Annotated in this window: 18 protein-coding genes, 2 pseudogenes and 1 riboswitch; of the genes and pseudogenes, 8 read left to right on the forward strand and 12 right to left on the reverse strand. The window is 74.8% G+C overall.

What is annotated here, in order from left to right; all coding sequences use genetic code 11:
* The first annotated feature begins 338 nt into the window (after positions 1-338).
* Both ACFYYT_RS28715 and ACFYYT_RS28720 read left to right on the forward strand, forming a co-directional pair.
* The gene (locus ACFYYT_RS28715) at positions 339-2435 is read left to right on the forward strand and encodes a phage holin family protein (protein WP_388609820.1); all 2097 of its coding nucleotides are present in this window, start codon (positions 339-341) and stop codon (positions 2433-2435) included.
* 75 nt (positions 2436-2510) lie between these two features.
* Positions 2511-3959: an amino acid permease gene (locus ACFYYT_RS28720; protein ID WP_351831357.1), complete on the forward strand. Its 1449-nt coding sequence runs from the start codon at positions 2511-2513 to the stop codon at positions 3957-3959.
* A gap of 91 nt (positions 3960-4050) precedes the next feature.
* On the opposite strand, the gene ACFYYT_RS28725 is transcribed toward ACFYYT_RS28720, so the two are convergent.
* Both ACFYYT_RS28725 and ACFYYT_RS28730 read right to left on the reverse strand, forming a co-directional pair.
* Positions 4051-5634 carry an RNA polymerase sigma factor gene (locus tag ACFYYT_RS28725; protein WP_351831359.1) on the reverse strand — a complete coding sequence of 528 codons (1584 nt, stop codon included), beginning with the start codon at positions 5632-5634 and terminating at the stop codon, positions 4051-4053.
* 238 nt (positions 5635-5872) lie between these two features.
* The gene (locus ACFYYT_RS28730; protein WP_351831362.1) at positions 5873-6634 is read right to left on the reverse strand and encodes a methyltransferase domain-containing protein; all 762 of its coding nucleotides are present in this window, start codon (positions 6632-6634) and stop codon (positions 5873-5875) included.
* A gap of 57 nt (positions 6635-6691) precedes the next feature.
* A riboswitch (ZMP/ZTP riboswitch) is annotated at positions 6692-6791 on the forward strand.
* A 34-nt stretch (positions 6792-6825) separates the two neighbouring features.
* Between ACFYYT_RS28730 and ACFYYT_RS28735 the strand changes: the two genes are divergently transcribed.
* On the forward strand, positions 6826-7707 hold the full coding sequence (locus ACFYYT_RS28735) for a bifunctional 5,10-methylenetetrahydrofolate dehydrogenase/5,10-methenyltetrahydrofolate cyclohydrolase (RefSeq protein WP_351831364.1): 882 nt from the start codon (positions 6826-6828) through the stop codon (positions 7705-7707).
* 143 nt (positions 7708-7850) lie between these two features.
* Here the strand turns inward: ACFYYT_RS28735 and ACFYYT_RS28740 are convergent, their stop codons facing one another.
* From ACFYYT_RS28740 to ACFYYT_RS28750, 3 genes are all read right to left on the reverse strand, one after another.
* Entirely contained in the window at positions 7851-9044 is a 1194-nt protein-coding gene (locus ACFYYT_RS28740; protein ID WP_388609745.1) for an MAB_1171c family putative transporter, read from the reverse strand.
* Complete coding sequence (locus tag ACFYYT_RS28745) at positions 9041-10444, reverse strand: pyridine nucleotide-disulfide oxidoreductase (RefSeq protein WP_351831496.1); 1404 nt, start codon at positions 10442-10444, stop codon at positions 9041-9043. The genes ACFYYT_RS28740 and ACFYYT_RS28745 overlap by 4 nt, the downstream gene beginning before the upstream one ends.
* A 153-nt stretch (positions 10445-10597) precedes the next feature.
* Positions 10598-11176 (reverse strand): toxin-antitoxin system, toxin component, encoded by a 579-nt coding sequence (locus tag ACFYYT_RS28750; protein WP_351831493.1) that lies wholly within the window; start codon positions 11174-11176, stop codon positions 10598-10600.
* 325 nt (positions 11177-11501) lie between these two features.
* Here ACFYYT_RS28750 and ACFYYT_RS28755 point away from each other — a divergent pair, with 325 nt between their 5' ends.
* A complete protein-coding gene (locus ACFYYT_RS28755) occupies positions 11502-11927 on the forward strand; it encodes a hypothetical protein (RefSeq protein WP_351831490.1) in 426 nt (141 codons plus the stop codon).
* Here ACFYYT_RS28755 and ACFYYT_RS28760 read toward each other — a convergent pair.
* Positions 11913-12716 carry a helix-turn-helix transcriptional regulator gene (locus tag ACFYYT_RS28760; protein WP_351831487.1) on the reverse strand — a complete coding sequence of 268 codons (804 nt, stop codon included), beginning with the start codon at positions 12714-12716 and terminating at the stop codon, positions 11913-11915. The genes ACFYYT_RS28755 and ACFYYT_RS28760 overlap by 15 nt on opposite strands.
* Before the next feature lie 191 nt (positions 12717-12907).
* On the opposite strand from ACFYYT_RS28760, the gene ACFYYT_RS28765 reads away from it, so the two are divergent.
* Together ACFYYT_RS28765 and ACFYYT_RS28770 are read left to right on the forward strand one after the other, a co-directional pair.
* Positions 12908-13213 carry a 4a-hydroxytetrahydrobiopterin dehydratase gene (locus ACFYYT_RS28765; protein WP_351831485.1) on the forward strand — a complete coding sequence of 102 codons (306 nt, stop codon included), beginning with the start codon at positions 12908-12910 and terminating at the stop codon, positions 13211-13213.
* Positions 13213-13902, forward strand: a pseudogene (locus ACFYYT_RS28770) (class I SAM-dependent methyltransferase). Before ACFYYT_RS28765 ends, ACFYYT_RS28770 begins: the two are co-directional and overlap by 1 nt.
* Positions 13903-13924: 22 nt before the next feature.
* Here the strand turns inward: ACFYYT_RS28770 and ACFYYT_RS28775 are convergent.
* The 6 genes and pseudogenes from ACFYYT_RS28775 to ACFYYT_RS28800 form a co-directional block, all read right to left on the reverse strand.
* Positions 13925-14350, reverse strand: a complete 426-nt coding sequence (locus ACFYYT_RS28775; RefSeq protein WP_362126892.1) for an RICIN domain-containing protein — start codon at positions 14348-14350, stop codon at positions 13925-13927.
* Between the two features lie 7 nt (positions 14351-14357).
* Positions 14358-15206 carry an aldo/keto reductase gene (locus tag ACFYYT_RS28780; RefSeq protein ID WP_351828667.1) on the reverse strand — a complete coding sequence of 283 codons (849 nt, stop codon included), beginning with the start codon at positions 15204-15206 and terminating at the stop codon, positions 14358-14360.
* Positions 15207-15339: 133 nt separating this feature from the next.
* Positions 15340-15708: pseudogene (locus tag ACFYYT_RS28785) on the reverse strand (ATP-binding cassette domain-containing protein); the annotation flags it as partial.
* Entirely contained in the window at positions 15705-15845 is a 141-nt protein-coding gene (locus ACFYYT_RS28790; protein WP_351828665.1) for a hypothetical protein, read from the reverse strand. The gene ACFYYT_RS28790 and the pseudogene ACFYYT_RS28785, both read right to left, overlap by 4 nt.
* A gap of 18 nt (positions 15846-15863) precedes the next feature.
* Complete coding sequence (locus tag ACFYYT_RS28795) at positions 15864-17687, reverse strand: long-chain fatty acid--CoA ligase (RefSeq protein WP_351828674.1); 1824 nt, start codon at positions 17685-17687, stop codon at positions 15864-15866.
* Between the two features lie 114 nt (positions 17688-17801).
* A complete protein-coding gene (locus ACFYYT_RS28800; protein ID WP_351828662.1) occupies positions 17802-18653 on the reverse strand; it encodes a LysR substrate-binding domain-containing protein in 852 nt (283 codons plus the stop codon).
* Between the two features lie 178 nt (positions 18654-18831).
* On the opposite strand from ACFYYT_RS28800, the gene ACFYYT_RS28805 reads away from it, so the two are divergent.
* Both ACFYYT_RS28805 and ACFYYT_RS28810 read left to right on the forward strand, forming a co-directional pair.
* On the forward strand, positions 18832-19881 hold the full coding sequence (locus tag ACFYYT_RS28805) for a bile acid:sodium symporter family protein (protein ID WP_351828660.1): 1050 nt from the start codon (positions 18832-18834) through the stop codon (positions 19879-19881).
* A 9-nt stretch (positions 19882-19890) separates the two neighbouring features.
* Positions 19891-20316, forward strand: a complete 426-nt coding sequence (locus tag ACFYYT_RS28810; protein WP_351828657.1) for a (2Fe-2S) ferredoxin domain-containing protein — start codon at positions 19891-19893, stop codon at positions 20314-20316.
* The last annotated feature ends 17 nt before the right edge of the window (positions 20317-20333 follow it).

The following is a 20333-nucleotide window of genomic DNA, read 5'->3' on the forward strand; positions in this document are numbered from 1 at the left end:
CAACGGCCCGATCACATCCCAGGCCTGATCAGTCACCTCATGACGTCGCACCACGAACGGAGCAACGACCGACCTACATTGCGGACACGCCCTAGGCCGCGCCTCCCCCTGCGGACCCGCGCCCGGGCCGCCCCGCCCGGGCCCCGCCGAACGCGCGTGCGGGCGTCTCGCCGGCCAGCCGGAACGCGTGCGCTGTGCGACGCTGGCGAGGGGTCCGCGGGCGGGGCGCGGACCGTGGAGCGAGGCGGTACGGCGTGTGGCGAGGGCGGTTGCGGTGGCGGGCCGCGGGCGGGGCACTGGTACGGGTGGTCCTCGTCTGGGCCGCGTCCACCCTCACGATGCTCGCGCTCGCCGCGGTCCTGCCCGACTTCCGCCTCCAGTCGCCCGACGGGGACAGCGTCTCCCGGGTCGCGCTGACCGCCGCCTGGGCCGCCGGAGCCTTCGGCCTGCTCAGCGCGCTGGTATGGCCGGTCCTGGTCCGGGCCCTGCTGCTCGTGCCCGCCCTCGTGCTCGGGCTCCTCGTGTTCTTCCTCAACGGCTCGCTGCTGCTGATGGCGCTCGACCTGATCCCCGACGCGCGGGGAGCGAGGGTCGCCCCCGAGACCGCGGTGGTCGTCGCCGCCGCCATGTCCGCCGTGGCGTCGGCCACCTCCACCGCCCTCGCGATGCGGGGCGACGAGGCGTACAGCCGCCGCCTGCACCGGCTGGCCGACCGGCGCCGGCGCCGGCGCCGCCACGGGGCGCCCCCGGGCGGCGCCGGCCCCGGGCTGGTCTTCCTCCAGCTCGACGGCGTCGGGTACGAGGTGCTGCGGCGGGCGGCGGCCGACGGCCTGATGCCGACGGTGGCCGGCCTGCTGGAGCGCACCCACCGGCTGACGCCCTGGCGCACGGACTGGTCCAGCCAGACCGGCGCGAGCCAGCTCGGCATCCTGCACGGCTCCAGCTTCGACGTCCCGGCCTTCCGCTGGTACGAGAAGGACACGGGCGAGGTGATGGTCTGCAACCGGCCCACCAGCGCCGCCGAACTCCAGCGCCGGGCGATCGAGCGGACCGCGGACGGCGGCCTGCTCACCCTCGACGGCGCCAGCCGGGGCAACCTCTTCAGCGGCGGCGCCGACCAACTGGCGCTGGTGCTCTCGGTCGCCGCCCGCCGGGGCCGCGCCAACCGCTCCCGCGCGGGCTACTTCGCGTACTTCCGCGACCCGGCCAACGCGGTGCGCACCGCCCTGTCCCTGGTCGCGGAGGTGGCCCGGGAGATCGGTCAGTCGCTGCGGGCGCGGGCGCGCAAGGTGACGCCCCGGGTGTCGCGGGGCGGCCTGTACCCGGTGATCAGGGCCTTCGCCACGGTCATCGAACGGGACGTGGTCGTCTCGGCGGTGATCGGGGACGTGCTGGCGGGCCGGGCCGCCGTATACGCGGACCTGGTGGCCTACGACGAGGTCGCGCACCACTCCGGGCCGCGCGGCCGCGACACCGACCAGGTGCTGGCCCGGCTGGACCGGAGCCTGGCGCTGATCGCCCGGGTCGCCGAGCACGCGCCCCGGGAGTACCGCCTGGTGCTGCTGTCGGACCACGGCCAGAGCCCGGGGGAGACCTTCCTCGCCCGCTACGGCCTGACCCTGAAGGACCTGGTCCGGGCCGGCTGCGGACTGCCCGTCCCGCGCCGGGCGGGCCGTACCCGCAGCGGCGCCGAGGCCCGCGCGGCCGTCCTGGCGGCCCTGCACCGGCCGGTGGAGGAGGCGGGCGAGGAGGCCCGCCCGGCGCCCGGCTCCGATCCGGTGGTGCTGGCCTCGGGCAACCTCGGGCTGGTCTCCTTCCCCGAGGTGCGGGGCCGGGCCACCCGGGAGTGGATCGAGCGCGCGCACCCGGCCCTGCTGCCCACCCTGGCCCACCACCCGGGAGTGGGCTTCCTGCTGGTGGACGGGGAGGTGCTGGGTCCGGGCGGGGCGAGCGCCCGGCTGGACGTGCCGGGGGCGGCGGAGGAACTGCTGGCGGCCTTCGGTCCGGGCGCGGCCGACGCGGTCCGGCGGACCGACTCCTTTCCGCACGTGGCCGACATCATGGTCAACTCCGCCTACGACCCGGAGACCGGGGCCGTGCACGCCTTCGAGGAGCAGATCGGCTCGCACGGGGGCCTCGGCGGGGAGCAGGGGCACCCGTTCCTGATGTGGCCGACGGTGCTGTCGGACCCCGGCCCGGAGCCGGTGGGCGCCGAGGCCGTGCACGGCGTGCTGCGCCGCTGGCTACGGGAGGCCGACGGCCCCCAGATCCCGCTGACCGGCGGGGATCCGGTACGGGAACCGGTGCGCGAGCCCCTGCGCGGGGCGGCCCCGCAGCCGCCGCCTGAGCGTGCGCGGGAGGATCACCGGCCGGAGCCGGAATCGAGTGGAACCCTTCCTTCCGCAGGGGTCCCCGCACCGGACGAAACCCGGTGATTTGATGCCGACTTCGGCGTGGTCAACCATGTGGGGACCTGCCCACCATGTGAGACGTTCCGAGGCGCACCCCCGATGACCAGCACCGCAGTCCCATCCGCCGTGACCGACACGGCCCCCGCGACCCCCGCGACCCCCGCGGCCTCCTCGGCGGCCACCGCCACCGGCACGGCCGCCCCGGCCCCCGGCCAGGGCGGCGACCGGCACGCCCGCCGCTTCGGCCTCCCGGTCGCCATCTGCCTGGTCATGGGCAACATCATCGGCGGCGGGATCTTCCTGCTCCCCGCCTCGGTCGCCCCCTTCGGCACCATCAGCCTCGTCGCGTTCGCCGTCCTCACCGCCGGTGCGATGGCCCTCGCTCTCGTCTTCGGCCGGCTCGCCGAACGCCACCCGCGCACCGGCGGCCCGTACGTGTACGTCCGCGCGGCCTTCGGCGACTTCGCGGGCTTCCTCGCCGCCTACAGCTACTGGATCACCGCCTGGGTCTCCAACGCGGCCCTCGCCGTGGCGGCCGTCGGCTACCTCGGCGTGCTCTTCCCCGCCGTCGGCGCCCACAAGTGGTCCATGTGCCTGGCGGCCCTCGCGGTCCAGTGGCTGCCGGCACTCGCCAACCTGGCCGGCACCCGGTACGTGGGCGCCGTGCAGCTGGTGGCGACCGTGCTGAAGCTGGTCCCGCTGCTCCTGGTGGCCGTGGGCGGGCTGTTCTTCTTCGACCCGGCGAACCTCGGGCCCTTCCAGGCCACCGGCCAGGGGCCGGTCGGGGCCGTCTCGGCCTCGGCCGCGATCCTGCTCTTCAGCTACCTCGGAATGGAGTCCGCCGCCGTCAGCGCCGGCGAGGTCCGCGACCCGGCCCGCAACGTCGCCCGGGCCACCCTCCTCGGCACCGGCGGCGCCGCCGTCGTCTACCTCCTCGGCACCCTTTCCGTCTTCGGCCTGGTCTCCCACGCGAAGCTGGTCGACTCCCAGGCCCCCTTCACCGACGCCGTCAACGCGATGTTCGGCGGCACCTGGGGCGGCACCCTCGTCGCCTGCGCCGCCGTGATCTCGATGCTCGGCGCCCTCAACGGCTGGACCCTGCTCAGCGCGCAGACCCCGTACGCGGCCGCCAAGGACGGGCTCTTCCCGAAGGTCTTCGAGATCAAGCGGCGCGGGGTCCCCGTCGTCGGCGTCCTCGTCACGGCCGCCCTGGCCTCCGCGCTCACCGTCTACAACTACACCGCCGGCTCCGAAGGCGTCTTCGAGGTCCTGGTCCTGGTCACCACCTTCACGGCGACCGTCCCGTACCTGCTGTCCACGGCCGCGCAGCTCTACTTCCTGGCCTCCGGCCAGGGCGGGCGCGTCCACCGCGGGCGGCTGGTGCGCGACGCCGTCCTGGCCTCCCTGGCCTTCGGCTTCTCGATGTGGCTGGTCGCCGGATCCGGCTACGCGGCCGTCTACCAGGGCGTGCTCTTCCTCTTCGCGGGCGTCCTCGGCTACGCCCTGATGGCGGCCCGCAAGCAGCGCGCCGCCGGGCGGGGGGCCTGACGCCGAAGCCCGCGCCGTAGCGGCGGCCGCGTCGTGTTCCACGAGGCGGCGCCGTACGACGCGGGCTGTGTCCCGCGACCGGCCCGAGGGCTTAGTCGAGGTAGTCGCGCAGCACCTGCGAACGCGAGGGGTGGCGCAGCTTCGACATGGTCTTGGACTCGATCTGGCGGATGCGCTCACGGGTGACCCCGTACACGCGGCCGATCTCGTCCAGCGTCTTCGGCTGGCCGTCGTTGAGGCCGTAGCGCATGGAGACCACGCCCGCCTCGCGCTCGGAGAGCGTGCCCAGGATGGACTGGAGCTGCTCCTGGAGGAACGTGAAGGACACGGCGTCCGCCGGGACGACCGCCTCGGAGTCCTCGATGAGGTCACCGAACTCGCTGTCGCCCTCCTCACCCAGGGGGGTGTGCAGGGAGATCGGCTCGCGGCCGTACTTCTGGACCTCGATGACCTTCTCGGGGGTCATGTCGAGTTCCTTGCCCAGCTCCTCCGGAGTGGGCTCCCGGCCGAGGTCCTGGAGCATCTGGCGCTGCACGCGGGCGAGCTTGTTGATGATCTCGACCATGTGGACGGGGATGCGGATGGTGCGCGACTGGTCGGCCATGGCACGCGTGATCGCCTGCCGGATCCACCAGGTCGCGTACGTGGAGAACTTGAAGCCCTTGGTGTAGTCGAACTTCTCCACCGCGCGGATCAGACCGACGTTGCCCTCCTGGATCAGGTCCAGGAAGAGCATGCCGCGGCCGGTGTAGCGCTTGGCCAGGGAGACCACGAGACGGAGGTTGGCCTCCAGCAGGTGGTTCTTGGCGCGGCGGCCGTCCTCGACGAGGATCTCCAGCTCGCGCTTGAACGCGGGCTTGTGGTCCTCCTCCTCTTCGAGCTTGTACTCGGAGAACAGGCCCGCCTCGATGCGCTTGGCGAGCTCGACCTCCTGCTCGGCGTTGAGGAGCGGCACCTTGCCGATCAGCTTCAGGTAGTCCTTGACGGGGTCGGCGGTGGCGCCGGCCACCATGACCGTCTGCGCCGGGGCGTCGTCCTCGTCGTCGTCGGACAGGACGAAGCCCTGGGTGCCGCCCGTCTTGGGCGCCTCCTCCTCGGGCTCGTCGGCGAGGTCTTCGGCCGCCCAGTCCTCGCCCTCGGCGGCGGGGGTCTCGGCGTCGTCGCCGTCCTTGCCGCCGGCCTTCTTCGTGGCGGCGGTCTTCTTCGTGGCCGTGGCCTTCTTCGCGGCGGTCTTCTTGACCGCGCGCTTCTTCGGCTCGGCAGCGGCTCCGGCCGTCACCTCGTCCTCGGCGCCGGCCGGCGAAGCGGATATCGCCGCGGCGGTGGCCGGGGCGGCGGTGGCCGCGGTCTTGCGCGCGCCGATGGGGCGCGGCGCGGCGGCCTTCTTCGTCACGGTGCGGGCGGGGGCGGCTGCCGCCTTGCGGGGCTTCTTGGCGGCGGCCTTCGTGGCGGGGGCGGCGCTGACGTGGAGGGCGACACCCTCCTCGTCCAGGACCTGGTTCAGGCTGCGCAGGACCCGCTTCCACTGGTCCACCGGGATGCGGCCGGCCTCGAAGGCCTGACGCACATCGTCACCGTTGATGTGACCCTGCTCGCGGCCGCGCTCGACGAGCGCGACGAGGGCCTCCGATTCGGCGATCTCCGGAGGGAACGTACGGGACGGGCTGAGCGACACAAGGAGCCTCTCGTTGCGAACAGATAGGGAGTGGGCGGGACATCATCGCGCGAACTCGGGAAACAGACCCGAGGGGGGTCTGTATTCCGGGGCCGCGCGAGGACACCTGTCGGTTCATCGCATGCCCGAGTCGATTCGTTACGCGCTGAATTGAGTGACCTGCGCCACGCTGTGGCCGCGCAACCGATCCCACGAGGATCCGTCCGCCCCGGATTCGCGCCTTCCGCCGGTCCCGACGTCAGCCCGTTCTGCGGGCTTGGATCAAGAACCGGGCGGTGTGCGCGACGAACGGGCCGTCGCGCTCGATCCGTTCGTGGAGCTCGCGCAGCCGGTCCCGGTACTGCCCGACCGTGAAGCCGGGCACCATCCAGATCACCTTCCGGAGAAAGTAGATCACGGCTCCGATGTCGTGGAACTCCGTCCGCAGTCGCTCGGAGCGCAGATCGACGACTTCCAGGCCCGCTTTCGTGGCGTCGGCGACCGCGTCGTCGGGGTGCCGGCCGCGCCGCACCTCCTCGGGCTGGGGGCCCAGGAAGTACTCGACGAGCTCGAATACGCTCGCCGGACCGACCTGCTGCGAGAGGTAGGTGCCGCCCGGTGTCAGCACCCGGGCGATCTCGTCCCACCAGATGGTCACCGGGTGTCGGCTGGCGACCAGCTCGAAGGCGGCGTCGCCGAAGGGCAGCGGCGGCTCGTCGGCGTCCGCGACCACGACCGCGCCCAGGGGGTGCAGCAGCCGGGTCGCCTTCTCGATGTTCGGCGGCCAGGACTCCGTGGCGGCCGTCAGCGGGGGCAGCGGACCGGCTCCGGCGAGCACCTCGCCGCCGCCGGTCTGGATGTCCAGTGCGGAGCGGACCCGCGCCAGATGCTCGCCCAGCAGCTTCTGGTAGCCCCAGGAGGGCCGCTGCTCGGTGGCCCGGCCGTCGAGCCACGAGAAGTCCCAGCCGTCCACGGAGACGGACTCCGCTTCTGCGACGAGATGGTCGAAAGTGCGCGTCATGCCCCGATCGTCCCAGGCCGGGCCCCCGGCGACCACCGGATATGTCGACTAGACTGTGCGGCGGGCCGTGACTGGCGTTCGGGTGGATCACCACCGGGGAGCGGCCCGGCGTACACCCACTCCCGTACGCCGACTGCCGCGCGCCTGGGCGATCCGCGATCCGCGTTCCGCTGCGACGTCCAGGAGACCCCATGACGACCGCCACCGCCCGCCTGATGGACGGCACCGCCCTCGCCCGCCGCACCGCCGAGCGGACCGCCGCCCTCGCGGCGAAGATCACCGGCAGCACCGGCACCGCGCCCTGTCTCGCCACCGTCCTGGTCGGCGAGGACCCCGCGTCCGTGACCTACGTACGGATGAAGCAGAACCGTTGCGCCAAGGCCGGGATCACCTCCCGCCACGTGGAGCTGCCCGCCTCGACCACCACCGAGGAGCTCGTCGCGCAGATCACGGCCCTCTCCGAGGACCCGGAGATCAGCGGCATCCTGCTCCAGCACCCCGTCCCGCACCACATCGACGAGCGCGCCGCCTTCGAGGCCATCGCCCCGGGCAAGGACGTCGACGGGGTCACCATGCACTCCTTCGCCGCGATGGGCTTCGGCCTGCCGGGCTTCGTCTCCTGCACCCCCGGCGGCATCATGCGCCTGCTGGAGGCCTATGACGTCGACCTCACCGGCAAGCACGCCGTCGTCGTCGGCCGCAGCGCGATCCTGGGCAAGCCCGCCGGCATGCTGCTGCTGGAGCGCAACGCCACCGTCACCTACTGTCACTCCCGCACCGTGGACCTGCCCTCGATCGTCCGCCAGGCCGACGTACTGGTCGCCGCCGTCGGCAAGGCCGAGTTCATCCGCGGCGAGGACATCAAGCCCGGCGCGGTCGTCCTCGACGCCGGCTACAACGAGGGCAACGTCGGCGACGTCCACTTCGAGTCGGCCGCCGCCCGCGCCTCCCTGATCACCCCGGTGCCCGGCGGGGTCGGCCCGATGACCATCGCGGTCCTGCTGGAGCAGACCGTGCACGCCGCCGCCGCACAGGCCGGTCTTGACCTCGCGGACCTCCTCGCGGACCTCTGACCCACCCCACCGCGCGCCACTGGGCGCGGGATGACGCGACGCCCCGGACCCCTCGGTCCGGGGCGTCCGTCATCCCGCGCGGGGCCGCGACGGCCGCCGCGGGCCCCGTACCGGTGCCGGCCGCCTGCCGGGCGGCCGCGCCCTCAGCCTGGCGGTTCCCCCCGGGCCGCCGCCGCCACGATCGGGGAGGTGCGCAGCGCCCGGGCGAGGGCGCGCAGCGGCGGACGCTCCGGGAGCTGCCCGGCGCCCTCCCCGACGGGCCAGGGCGGGGGCGGGGGCTGCGCCGTGCCCGCGCGGTCCGCGGCCTCCCGGCTGCGGCAGGCCGCGGCCAGGACGGCCGCGTCGGCCACCACCGAGGCGGCCCCCTCGTCCAGACCCCGACGGCGCGCGGCCGCGTACGCCGCCTCGCGGACGGCGGGGTCGAACCAGCCGGCCAGGGCCAGCAGCCCGTCGTCGATCACCGACTCCCGGTGGACCAGCCGGATCCCGAGCGGCGACCACCAGGCCAGCGGCACCGTCGTCACGCTGCGGGACGCGAACGCGCGCAGCGCCTTCCACAGCGGACGCAGCCCGTGGTGGTGGCGCAGGTCCCGCCAGGCGGACGAGCCGCCGGCCAGCGGTACGAGGAACCCCGCGCCCAGCGTCAGGGAGGCCCCGGAGGCCAGCGGCGGCGCCACGTCCGTGGACAGCACCACCCAGTCTCGGCCGGCCCAATGGGCGGCGAAAGCGGCCCACTTGGCGGCGAGGTAGGCCAGGTCCAGCAGCCCGCTGAGCACGATCAGGGCCAGCCCGGTGCGCAACGGCCGCAGCGAGCGGTCGGCCCGCCGCCACCACTGCGCGCACAGCGCCGTCAGGGCCAGAGCGCCGACGGTGTGCGCCAGCAGGAAGCAGACGATCATCTCGCGGATCCAGGGCGTCGTGGCGTAGTACGTGTCCAGGTCCCGCAGCCGCTCCACCGGCGCGTCACCGATCACGAACAGGACGACGATCGCCACGGCCGCCCCGCCGAACACGGCCGCCGTCAGCCGCGTGGCCCGGCGCACCGCCGCGGCCGGCCCGCCGCGCCACCGCAGGACCAGGACCACACAGGTCCCGGAGAACAGGGTGGCGAGGGAGAACACAAGCGGCGCCGAGAAGTTGACCACCCCGGTCGCCCGGTTGACCGCCGAGATCGTCGGCGGTGACGCCAGGAAGGTGATCGGGGCGCCCAGTACGAGCAGGAGGCACGCGGTCCGGTTCAGCGGCCGGTCCCACTCCCGGCGCAGCGACGGCACCTTGACCAGCAGCGCCAAGACCATCAGCGAACCCGGCAGGAAGCGCAGCAGCCCGCCGTTCACCGGGTCCGTCCCAGCCCGGCGACGGCGCGCTCGGCCGCGGTGAGCGGCGGTTCCCGGAGCGCGCCGCGCTCCGAGGCGCGCAGCACGTGCCAGACCACCGAGGGCCGCAGCCAGTCACCCGGCGGCCCGCTCATGGTGATCACCTTGAACAGGGCGTCGGTCAGCACCCCGTCGGTGGTGGCCCCCGTCATCAGCCGGCCGACGTACCGCTCGAGCAGACCGGACCCGGCCTTCGGCTTCATCCCGGTGGCCCCCGGGTACAGGATGTCCTGCGAGGTCGCCAGCTCCCAGGCGGTGGCCACCTGCGGGGTGATCGCGCGCTGCGCCGCGCGGCCGGTCCCGGGGTCGGCGAGGTCCCTCTCCCGGAGCAGGGCGCGCACGGCCAGCAGCCCCTGGGCGGCGACCGTCATGCCCTGCCCGTACAGCGGGTTGAAGGTGGCGACCGAGTCGCCGACGGCGAAGAAGCCGTCGGGCAGCGCGGCCTTCTCGAAGTAGACGCGCCGGTTGGCGGTGCCCGGGGTGACGGCCACATCGGTCAGGGGCTTCCTGCCCTCCAGGAGTTCACCGACGACCGGGTGCCGCAGACCCTTGGCGAACGGGACGAACAGCTCCGGATCGGCGGTCGGCCGGCCGCCCCGGGTGCCGGAGAGGGTGGCCTGCCAGCGCCCGTCCTCGATCGGCACGATCGTGCCCGTCCGCCCGGGTACGGGCGCCCGCGGGTCGGACTGCACGTTGACGATGGGGAACCCCGACGCGTGCGCCCCGGCCGGGGCCTCGAAGATCCGGGTCGCGTAGACCAGCCCGGAGTCGACCTCGGCCCGCCGGATGCCGGCCACGCCCAGTGCCCCGAGCCAGGCCACCGCCCGCGAGCCGCGTCCGCTCGCGTCGACCACGAGGTCGGCCGCCAGCAGTCGGCCCCGCTCCCCGGGCGTGTCGACGCGGACCCCGGTGACCCGGGCCGCCGTGCCCGCAAGGCCCCCGACCCGGCTCCGCCGGAGCGTGGTGACCCCCTCCAGGCCGCCCACCCGGGCGCGGAGCACCGAGTCGAGGAGGCCGCGGCTGCACGCGAGGGCGAACTGCGTCCCGCCGCGGCGCGGGATCCAGCCCCGGGCGGTCAGGGTGACCAGGTCGGCGGGCAGGCTGCGGCGCAGCGCCCCCGCGCCCGTCAGCTCGTCGAGGATGCCCGGGAGTATCCCCTCCATGGCGCGGGCGCCGCCCGACCACAGCAGGTGGGTGTGGCGGCCCTGCGGAAGCCCCCTGCGCGGGGCCGGGCCCTCGGTCAGCGCGTCCGCTTCGATGACGGTGACCGCCGCGTGCTCGGCGAGGACGGCGGCGGCGAGCAGCCCGGTCAGACTGCCGCCGATGACGACGGCGTGGCGGCGCGGTGGGGACTGGTTCATCGTGTCGTGCTCTCTGTCTCGGGCCGTATCGGGGCCTCGGCACGCGGCGTGCGACGGTCCGGGTCGGTGTGCCGGTGTGCCGGTGGGTCGGCGTGCGCGTGTGCCGGTGTGCCGGTGAGTCGGTGTTCCGGTGGGTCGGTGTGCGGGGGCGGGTCACCCGCGGGACGTGGGGCTTCCCCAGCCGAGCGAGGTGTTGATGCGCTCCAGCGCCCCGGGGAAACGTTCCTCCCGGCGGGCCGGCAGATAGGGCCGCAGGAGCATGCCCAGGTGCAGGCCGAAGGTCTCGGCCCGGATCTCCGCGGGATCCCCCTGGTCGGCCCGGGCGGCGGCCTGCCGGACCACCGCGTCCAGACCGCCCTCGCGGGCCAGCAGCTCGGCGAGACCGGCGTGGCGTGCCGTCAGCCGGGCGGCCACCGCCATGCCCGGCCCGAGCTCGTAGCCCGTGCCCTCGGCCACGTGCCACAGCTCGTGGCAGGCGATGACGATCTGGTGCTCGGGGCGCGTGCGCTCCTCGATGACGACCAGGTCGACGTCCTCCAGCTCCAGCCAGAGCCCACTGGCCGAGTCCGGCGGGAAGGCGGTGAAGTGGAAGTCGACCGGCCGCCCGCCGCGCCGGCGCCCCAACGCGGTGCACAGGGCGCGGATGAGCCCGGCGACATCGGCGGGCGGCGCGGAGCGCACCTCGGCCAGCAGCTCCGCGCCGAGCCTGCGCATCTCCCGCGTGGTCCTCATGACGCCGTCCCCGCGGCGGGGTCCGGGGCCACGGTGGCTTCGGGTCGGGCGGCGGCTCGCACCGGGTCATTCTCCGTTTGTCGACAAGACGTTCGAGTGGGGGGCTCTGCGCAGCCTAGTCCCCGCTCCCGGCGCCCGACCAGCGCCTTCCCAAAAGGCGGAACCCGTGCGGAGGACCCCACCCGCCCACCGCGTTGACCCCGGAGGTAATCGACCCCGCCCCGGTGCCCCGGCACCGTAGGGGTACGGGTTCCGGGGCCGCGCACACGGCCCCGGGAACCGCACCCGCCCACCGCACCCACCCCCCGACGGAGGCCGATCCGCCATGTCCGCGACCCTCTTCGCCGCCCTCGCCCGCACGAGCGCCCCGCAGACCGCGCTGCGCCGCTTCCTCGCCCTCGACGCCGTGGTCACCGCCGGCAACGGCCTCGCCTACGCCGTCTTCGCCGGACCCCTCGGCCGGCTGCTCGGCGTGGACCGCCCGGCCCTGTTCGTCCTCGGCCTCGTCCTGACCGGCTACGGCGCCGGGGTCGGCCGGCTGGCCGCGCGGCGCAGGCCGCCTGTGTGGCAGGTGCGGTGCGTCATCGGGGCCAACTGCGCCTGGCCGGTCCTCAGCCTGCTCTCGCTCGCCCTGTGGTTCTCGCCCACCGCGGCCGGAGCGGTGTGGATCCCCGCACAGGCCCTCGTCGTCGCCGCCTTCGCCCTCCTCCAGCAGCTGGCGCTGCGCCGGGCCGGCTCAGGGGCCCAGTGAGCGCAGGTACTTCACCGTCGCCGGATCGGCCGGGAGGAAGGTCTCGATGGCCAGCTCGGCGACGGTCACGTCCAGCGGCGTGTTGAAGGTGGACACCGACGACACGAAGGAGAGCAACTGCCCTTCGTGTTCGATCCGCAGCGGCAGGGCGACGCACGGGTACCCCTCCGCGCCGGCCTCCGCCCCGGCCTCCCCCTCCTCTTCCGGCAGCGGTACGGGGTAGGCCGCGACCTCCTCGTACAGGGCGCGCAGCGGCTCCGAGCGCACCAGAGCCATCTGCCGCTCCATCTGCTCCAGCAGGTGGCCCCGCCACTGCCGCAGGTTGCGGATCCGCGGGGCGAGCCCGCGCGGGTGCAGGGTCAGCCGCATGGCGTTCAGCGGCGGCGCGAGCAGCTCCTCCGGGATCCCGTCCAGCAGCATCGCGATGCCCCGGTTGGCCGCCACCACCGTGTACGTCCCGTCCACCACCAGCGCCGGGTACGGCTCGTAGCCGGTCAGCAGCTGCTCGATGCCCTCGCGCAGCGCACCCATGGCGGGCGCGTCCAGCGGGGTGTGCGCGTACCGCGGGGCGTAACCGGCCGCCACCAGCAGGGCGTTGCGGTCCCGCACCGGCACGTCCAGGTGCTCGGCCAGCCGCAGCACCATCTCCTCGCTCGGCCGGGACCGGCCGGTCTCCACGAAGCTGATGTGCCGGGACGAGGAGTCGGCGCGCCCCGCCAGCTCCAGCTGGCTGACCCCCCGCCGCTCCCGCCAGGCCCGCAGCAGCGCACCCACACTCGCCGTCGTCATGCCCCGACGGTAGCCGAGCGCGGGACGCGGCCCACCGGCGGCCGCCCGGACGGCGAAGACCCGGACGGCGCCGCCCGGCGCCCGGGGTGTGCCCGTGCGCCGGGAGCGCTCTGGCGCACCGGGGCGCGGAAGGGTCCCGCCGGCGCTCCCTGTGGGAAACTGACCACACGTCACACGGAAGGAGAACGCGGATGCAGAGCGAGCCGCTTTCGCAGAAGGAGATCGAGGACCGGCTGCGGGAGCTCCCCGGCTGGGCCTTCGAGGACGACCGGATCCTGCGCACCTACCGGCTGGCCACGCACCGGGCCGCCAGCGCCCTGGTCGCCCACATCGCCGTCGTCCAGGACGAGTTGAACCACCACTCGGACCTCACCCTCGGCTACGACACCGTCCGCCTCGCCGTGCACAGCCACGACGCCGGCGGACTCGTCACCGAGAAGGACTTCGGCCTCGCCGAACGCGTCGAGGCCCTCGCCCCCGCCCATGGAGCCGCCTGATGGCGGGAGCGCGACCGCTGCTCGTCGACTACGACGCCGAGGCCGGGGTCTACGACGCCACGCGCGGCGGGGTCCCGCGCGCCTAGGCCGCCGCCGCGGAGGTGCTCGGCCTGCTCCCGGCGCACGCCGGCCCGCACCCTGCTCGACCCCGGCTGCGGCACCGGCATCGTCACCGCCCGGCTCACCCGGCCAGGGCTCCGCGTCCTCGGCGCGGACACCTCGTACGGGATGGCCTCCGCGGCCGTGCGGCGCGGCGTCCCGGCCCTCCTCGCCTCCGGGACCCGGCTGCCGCTGCACCTGCTGCGCGGCCCCGGCGCGGTGGCGGAAGCGGGGCGGGTGCTGCGGCCCGGCGGGGTGCTCGTCACCACCGTCGACAAGGACGCCGCGCACGACGTCGGCAGCGACATAGACGCCCTGCTCGCCCCGCACCTGACGGCCGGACCCGCCGACGCCTCCCACGAGGTCGAGGCGTACGCGGCCCGGGCCGCGAGACCCGGTTCACCGGCCACGGCCAGGGCCGCACCCCGCGCGGCGCGGCCACCGCTCTGCTGGCCGGGCGCTACGCCTCGCGGATCAGCCCGCGCGGGACCACCGCGGCCGCCCCGGCCGCCCGGCCGGCGGACCTGCCCGGGCAGGACGCCCCGCGCGCGGAGCCCACGTACCGCGTACGGAGCTTCGTGCGCGTCTGAGGGCGAGCGCCGGGCCCGGGGTCTACGCCCGTTCCAGGCGCCACCACTGGGACGCGGAGTCGGTGTCCTCGGCCTGGCGGGCGCGGCCCTGCGCGTCGGCCTCCAGCGGGAGGCCGCTGATGCACGCGATCAGCGAGACCACCCCCGGCTCGTCGAGGTGCTCCTCGACGAGCCACTCCTGCGCCCCGAACGCGTTGGCCCGCCACACCTGCACCCGGGCCCCGCTGTCCGTCGAGGCGTTCGCGACGTCGAGGCGGCGGCCGTTGTCCTCGCTCACCACGTGGAAGATCCCGCCGCCGCTGTGCACCGGCGAGATCCGCCACCGGCGGGCGGCCGCCGGCGCGGGCGGCCCGTCCGGGCCGACCCGCACCCGCGAGGCACCCTCCAGCTGGAGCACCAGCCCACTGTCGACGTTGCGGATCCGGTAGATCCCGTCCGGAAGGTTCACGCCGCCCTCAGACGTCGAAGACGGCCGGGTCGGGACCGATCCGGCGGCCCGCCGCGCTCGCACCCAGGGCGTCCAGCGCCGCGAGGTCCCCGGCGTCGAGCTCGAAGCCGAACACGTCCAGGTTCTCCCGGATCCGCTCGGGCGTCACCGACTTCGGGATCACCACGTGGCCGAGCTGGAGGTGCCAGCGCAGCACCACCTGCGCGGCGCTGCGGCCGTGCTTGGCGGCGACGGCGGCGACGGCCGGCAGGGTCAGCAGCTCCTTGCCCTGGCCCAGCGGGGACCAGGCCTCGGTGACGATGCCGCGCGCGGCGTGCAGGGCCCGCAGTTCCTCCTGCGGGAAGAGCGGGTGCAGCTCGATCTGGTTCACGGCCGGCACCAGGGCGCTCTCGGCCGCCAGCCGCTCCAGGTCCGCCGGGCGGAAGTTCGACACGCCGACCGCCTTGGCGCGGCCGCTCGCGGCGATCTCCTCGAAGGTCTTCCAGATCGCGAGGAAGTCCTCGCGCATCGGGCGCGGCCAGTGGATCAGGTACAGGTCGACCTGGTCGAGGCCCAGCTTGCCGAGCGACTCGTCGAAGGCGCGCAGCACCTCGTCGCGGCCCCAGCGCACCTTCGGGCCGTTCCACAGCTTGGTGGTGACGAACAGCTCCCCGCGCGGCACCCCGGACGCGGCCAGGGCCCGCCCGGTGCCGCGCTCGTTGCCGTAGACCGCCGCCGTGTCGACGCTCCGGTAGCCGGCCTCCAGCGCCGTCCCGACGGCCCGCTCGGCCTCGGAGTCCGGGACCTGCCAGACCCCGTAGCCGAGCCGGGGCATGAGCGTGCCGTTGTTGAGCGTGACGGTGGGGACCTGGTTCACGTGGTGTCGTTCCCTCGGGGTCGGTGCGGTGTGGCCCGTGCCACGGCGTACGAGGGGCGACAACCAGCCCCCCGGACGCCGTATTCCCGCCATCCGGACGGTCTTTCGCGCCGGCCGCTGAGGCCGGACCCAGGTACGCCTCACGGACCAGGGGATCCGCCCGGACCTCGGCCGCGGTGCCCTCGGCCAGCACGCTGCCGAGGTCGAGTACGACGACCCGTGCGCACAGGCCCATCACGAAGGCCACGTCGTGCTCGACGAGCAGCACCGCGCAGCCCTCCCGTTCGGCCGGCCCCCGCACCACCGAGGCCAGCCGGTCCCGCTCGGGCGCCGACAGCCCGGACAGCACGTCGAACACGGTGGTCTTACCGGCCCCGTTCGGCCCGATCAGCCCGCACACCTCCCCGGCCCGGATGCCGAGGCCGACCCCGGCCAGGGCCCGGGCCCCGCCGAAGCGCACGGTGACCCCGCGCGCCTCCGGTACGTACGCGCGTCCGCTCATGGCGCCGTCCCCGGGTAGGCCTCGGTGAGCCGGTCCGGCTCCATCCCGGCCCGGGGGCCGCACCAGGAGACCCGGCCCCGGGAGAGGCAGGCCACGGTGTCGGCGATCCCGAGCACCTCGGCGGCCCTCTCCTCCACCAGCAGCAACGCGGCGGCTCACGCGGGGTAGAGGGCCGCCACCTCCCGCGCGTACGCCTTCTCGATCGCCCGCCGCTTCAGCTTCAGCGACGGCGTCAGCAGCCCGCGCTCCTCGGTGAACTGCCCGGGCAGCACCCGGAAGGCCCGGATCCCCTCGGCCTGCGAGACCAGCGTGTTGGCCGCCACCACCGCCCGCCGCACCTCCGCCGCCAGCTCCGGATCGTCCACCAGCTCCTCGGCGGGCCGCTGCGCCAGCCCGCGCATCGACAGCCAGTGCGCGATGCCCTCCGGGTCCAGGGTCACCAGCGCCGCGATGAACGGCCTGTCGTTGCCCACCAGTACGCAGTGCGACACCAGCGGATGCGAACGCACCCGCTCCTCCAGCGCGGTCGGCGCCACGCTCTTGCCGTTGGAGGTCACCAGGATCTCCTTCTTGCGGCCGGTGATCGTCAGGTACCCGTCCTGGTCCAGGCGCCCCAGGTCCCCGGTCGCCAGCCAGCCGCCGCGCAGCACCTCCTCCGTCCCCCGGGGGTCGTTCAGGTACCCGGAGAAGACGTGGCCGCCGCTCAGCCACACCTCCCCGTCGTCGGCGATGTGCACGGTGCAGCCCGGGATCGGCCGCCCCACCGTCCCGTACTTCGTCGCGCCCGGCGGATTCGCGGTGGCGGCGGCGGAGGTCTCCGTCAGCCCGTACCCCTCGTACACCGTGATCCCGGCGCCTTCGAAGAACAGCCCGAGCCGCCGGGACATCGCCGAGCCGCCCGACATCGCGTGCCGCACCCGGCCGCCGAGCGCCGCGCGCACCTTTCCGTACACCAGCTTCTCGAACAGCTGGTGCTCCATCCGCAGCCCGGCGGAGGGCCCCGGCCCGGTGCCGAACGCCTTCTGCTCGCGCGCCTCCGCGTACCGCACGGCCGTCTCCACCGCCCGGTCGAAGGGCCCCCGGCGCCCCTCCGCCTCCGCCGTGCGGCGGGCCGCCGCGAACACCTTCTCGAAGACGTACGGAACCCCCAGCACGAAGGTCGGCCGGAAGGCGGCGAGGTCCGGCAGCAGCTCGGACGCCGCCATCACCGGCTGGTGCCCCAGCTTCACCCGGGCCCGCACGGCGGCCACCTCCACCATCCGCCCGAAGACGTGTGCCAGCGGCAGGAACAGCAGGGTGGAGGGCTGCTCACCGCCGCCCGCCTGGAACACCGACTCCCAGCGGGCCACCATCGTGTCGGCCTCGAACATGAAGTTCGCGTGGGTGAGCACACAGCCCTTGGGGCGGCCCGTGGTGCCCGAGGTGTAGATGACGGTGGCGACGGCGTCCGGGGTCACCGCCCGGCGGTGGCGGTGCACCACGTCCTCGGCCACCGGCTCGCCCTGCGCCACCAGCTCCGCCACCGCCCCCGCGTCGAGCTGCCACAGCATCCGCAGCTGCGGCAGCCGCTCGATCACCGAGCCGACGGTCATGGCCTGGTCCTCGTCCTCCACGACGCACCCGGTGCAGGAGGAGTCGTAGAGGATCCAGTGCACCTGCTCGGCGGAGGAGGAGGGGTAGACGGGCACCGGCTGCGCGCCGATCGCCCACAGCGCGAAGTCGAACAGGGTCCACTCGTAGCGGGTGCGGGACATCACGGCCACCCGGTCCCCGAACCGGATCCCCTGCGCGAGGAGCCCCTTGGCGAGCGCCAGCACCTCGCCGGCCAGCTCCCGGGAGGTGACATCGCGCCAGATCCCGTCGGTCTTGCGCCCGAGCACGACCCGGTGCGGATCCTGTGCCGCATGCTGGAAGACGACGTCGGCCAGACCGCCGACCGGCGCTCCTGTGACCACGGGTGGCACGGTGAACTCGCGCAACATCCCGCTCCTCTCCGTGCTGGGCGCCGCGACGCTACCCCACCCACCCCGTCGGCCGGCACCCCCCGGAAAACCTCCACAAGATCCCTACGGCGGCGGTGGCGGGGGGCCGGTTCAGGCCGGACGGCTCAGGCGGTCGGCGCCCCTCAGGACGGCGGCCGCCAGGGCTTCCGCGGCCGGGGCGGGGCGGCGGCCCTGGAGCAGCGCGAACTCCACCGGCCCCAGTTCCGGCAGGCCGCCCACCCGGACCAGGCCCGGCGGGATCAGCCCCCGGGTGTGCGCCATCACCCCGAGTCCCGCACGGGCCGCCGCGACCAGACCGCTGAGGCTGCCGCTCGTACACGCGATCCGCCAGGCCCGCCCGTCCCGTTCCAGCACCTCCAGCGCCCTCGCCCGGGTGATTCCCGGCGGCGGGAAGACGATCAGCGGCACCGGGCGCTCCGGGTCCACCCGCACCCCCTCCGCCCCGATCCACACCATCCGGTCCCGCCACACCAGCCGGCCCCGCTCGTCCTCCGGGCCGCGCCGCTTGGCCAGCACCAGGTCCAGCCGGCCCGCGTCCAGCCGCTCGTGCAGGGTGCCCGACAGCTCGACCGACAGCTCCAGGTCCACCTCGGGGTGCTCGTGCCGGAACCCCTCCAGGATCTCCGGCAGCCGGGTCAGCACGAAGTCCTCGGACGCCCCGAACCGCAGCCGCCCGCGCAGCCGGGTCCCGGTGAAGAAGGCCGCCGCCCGCTCGTGCGCCTCCAGGATGGTCCGCGCGAACCCCAGCAGCGCCTCGCCGTCCTCCGTCAGGGCCACGCTGTGCGTGTCCCGGGCGAAGAGCGGGCGCCCGGTGGCCCCCTCCAGCCGCCGCACGTGCTGGCTGACGGTGGACTGCCGCACGCCGAGCCGGGCCGCGGCCTGGGTGAAGCTGAGCGTCTGGGCCACGGTGAGGAAGGTGCGCAGCTGGACGGGGTCGTACATGGGGACAGCATAGGGCGGTCCATCGCGTTCCGTGATGACAGTGAGTCTGGTGTGCGGGTTTCCCGATGGGCGCGCGGCGGCGAGCATGAAGGGGGACCCCATCGGCGCCCCGCCTTCCCCCCCTCGCCCCCAGTGCCCCCTGCCCCCCGGCCGTCCCGACCCCGAGTGAGCACCGACCATGCGACGCCCCCGCCTCCCCGCCCGGCTGCCCCTGGACCCGTACGTCCTCGCGCTGCTCGCCACCGTGGGCCTCGCCGCCCTGCTCCCCGCCCGGGGCGCCGCCGCCCCCGTCGCCGACGGCGTGTCCACCGCCGCCGTGGCCCTGCTGTTCTTCCTCTACGGGGCCCGCCTCTCCACCCGCGAAGCCCTCGACGGCCTGCGCCACTGGCGGCTCCACCTCACCGTCCTCGCCTGCACCTTCGTCCTCTTCCCGGTGCTCGGCCTGGCGGCCCGCTGGATGGCCCCCGGCCTGCTCACCCAGCCCCTCTACAGCGGACTGCTCTTCCTGTGCCTGGTCCCCTCGACCGTCCAGTCCTCGATCGCCTTCACCTCCATCGCCCGGGGCAACGTGCCCGCCGCGATCTGCGCCGGATCCTTCTCCAGCCTCGCGGGCATCGTCCTCACCCCCCTCCTGGCCGCCACCCTGCTCGGCGCCGGCACGGGCGGCTTCTCCGCCGGGGCCCTCGGCAAGATCGTCGTCCAGCTGCTGCTGCCGTTCCTGCTCGGCCGGCTCCTGCGCCCCCGGATCGGCGGCTTCCTGGTCCGCCACAAGCCGGCCCTCGGCTACGTCGACCGGGGCTCGATCCTCCTCGTCGTCTACGCCGCCTTCAGCGCGGGCATGGCCGCCGGGGTCTGGCACCAGGTCAGCCTCCCGCGCCTCGGGGCCCTGCTGGCGGTGGAGGCCGTACTCCTCACCGTCATGCTCCTGGTCACCTGGTACGGGGCGGGCCGGCTCGGCTTCGGCCGCGAGGACCGCATCGCCATCCAGTTCGCCGGGTCCAAGAAGAGCCTGGCCGCCGGACTCCCCATGGCCAGCGTGCTGTTCGGGGCCCAGGCCGGCCTCGCCGTGCTGCCGCTGATGGTGTTCCACCAGATGCAGCTGATGGTCTGCGCCGTCCTGGCCCGGCGCCGCGCCCGCGACCCGCTGGCACCCGGGCCCGAACTCCCCGGCGGGCGTGTGGCGGAGGTCTCGCCCCCGGCCCAACACCCCGCCGCACGGGGCCGGTAACGTGCGTCGGTGACCTGGATACGCCCGCTCGCCGCCTCCGCCCCGCGCCCCTGCACCCTCGTGGTCTGCCGCGGCTGCTGCTGCGGGGACCCCCGCAAGAACCCCGGCACCGACCACGCGGGCCAGCTCGCCCGGCTGCGGGAGGCCGCCGCCGCCTCCGAGGGGCGCCTGGCCGTCCGGACCAGCGACTGCCTCGGGCCCTGCGCCCAGGCCAACGTCATCGTGGTCCAGCCCACCAGCGAAGCCCGCCGCCGGGGAGCGCGGGCCGCCTGGTTCGGCTGGGCCCTGGACGACACCGCGACCGACGAGGTCATCGCCTGGGCGCAGTCCGGCGGCCCGGGCGTCACGCCGCTCCCGGCCACCCTGGACCTGCACCGCATCGACCCGCCGGAACCGAAGCCGGCCCCGGCGCCGCGCAAGGGGCGCCGGCGCTAGGCCGCCGGTCAGGCCGC

The sequence above is a fragment of the Streptomyces sp. NPDC002032 genome, assembly GCF_042890765.1.
Lineage (GTDB): Bacteria > Actinomycetota > Actinomycetes > Streptomycetales > Streptomycetaceae > Streptomyces.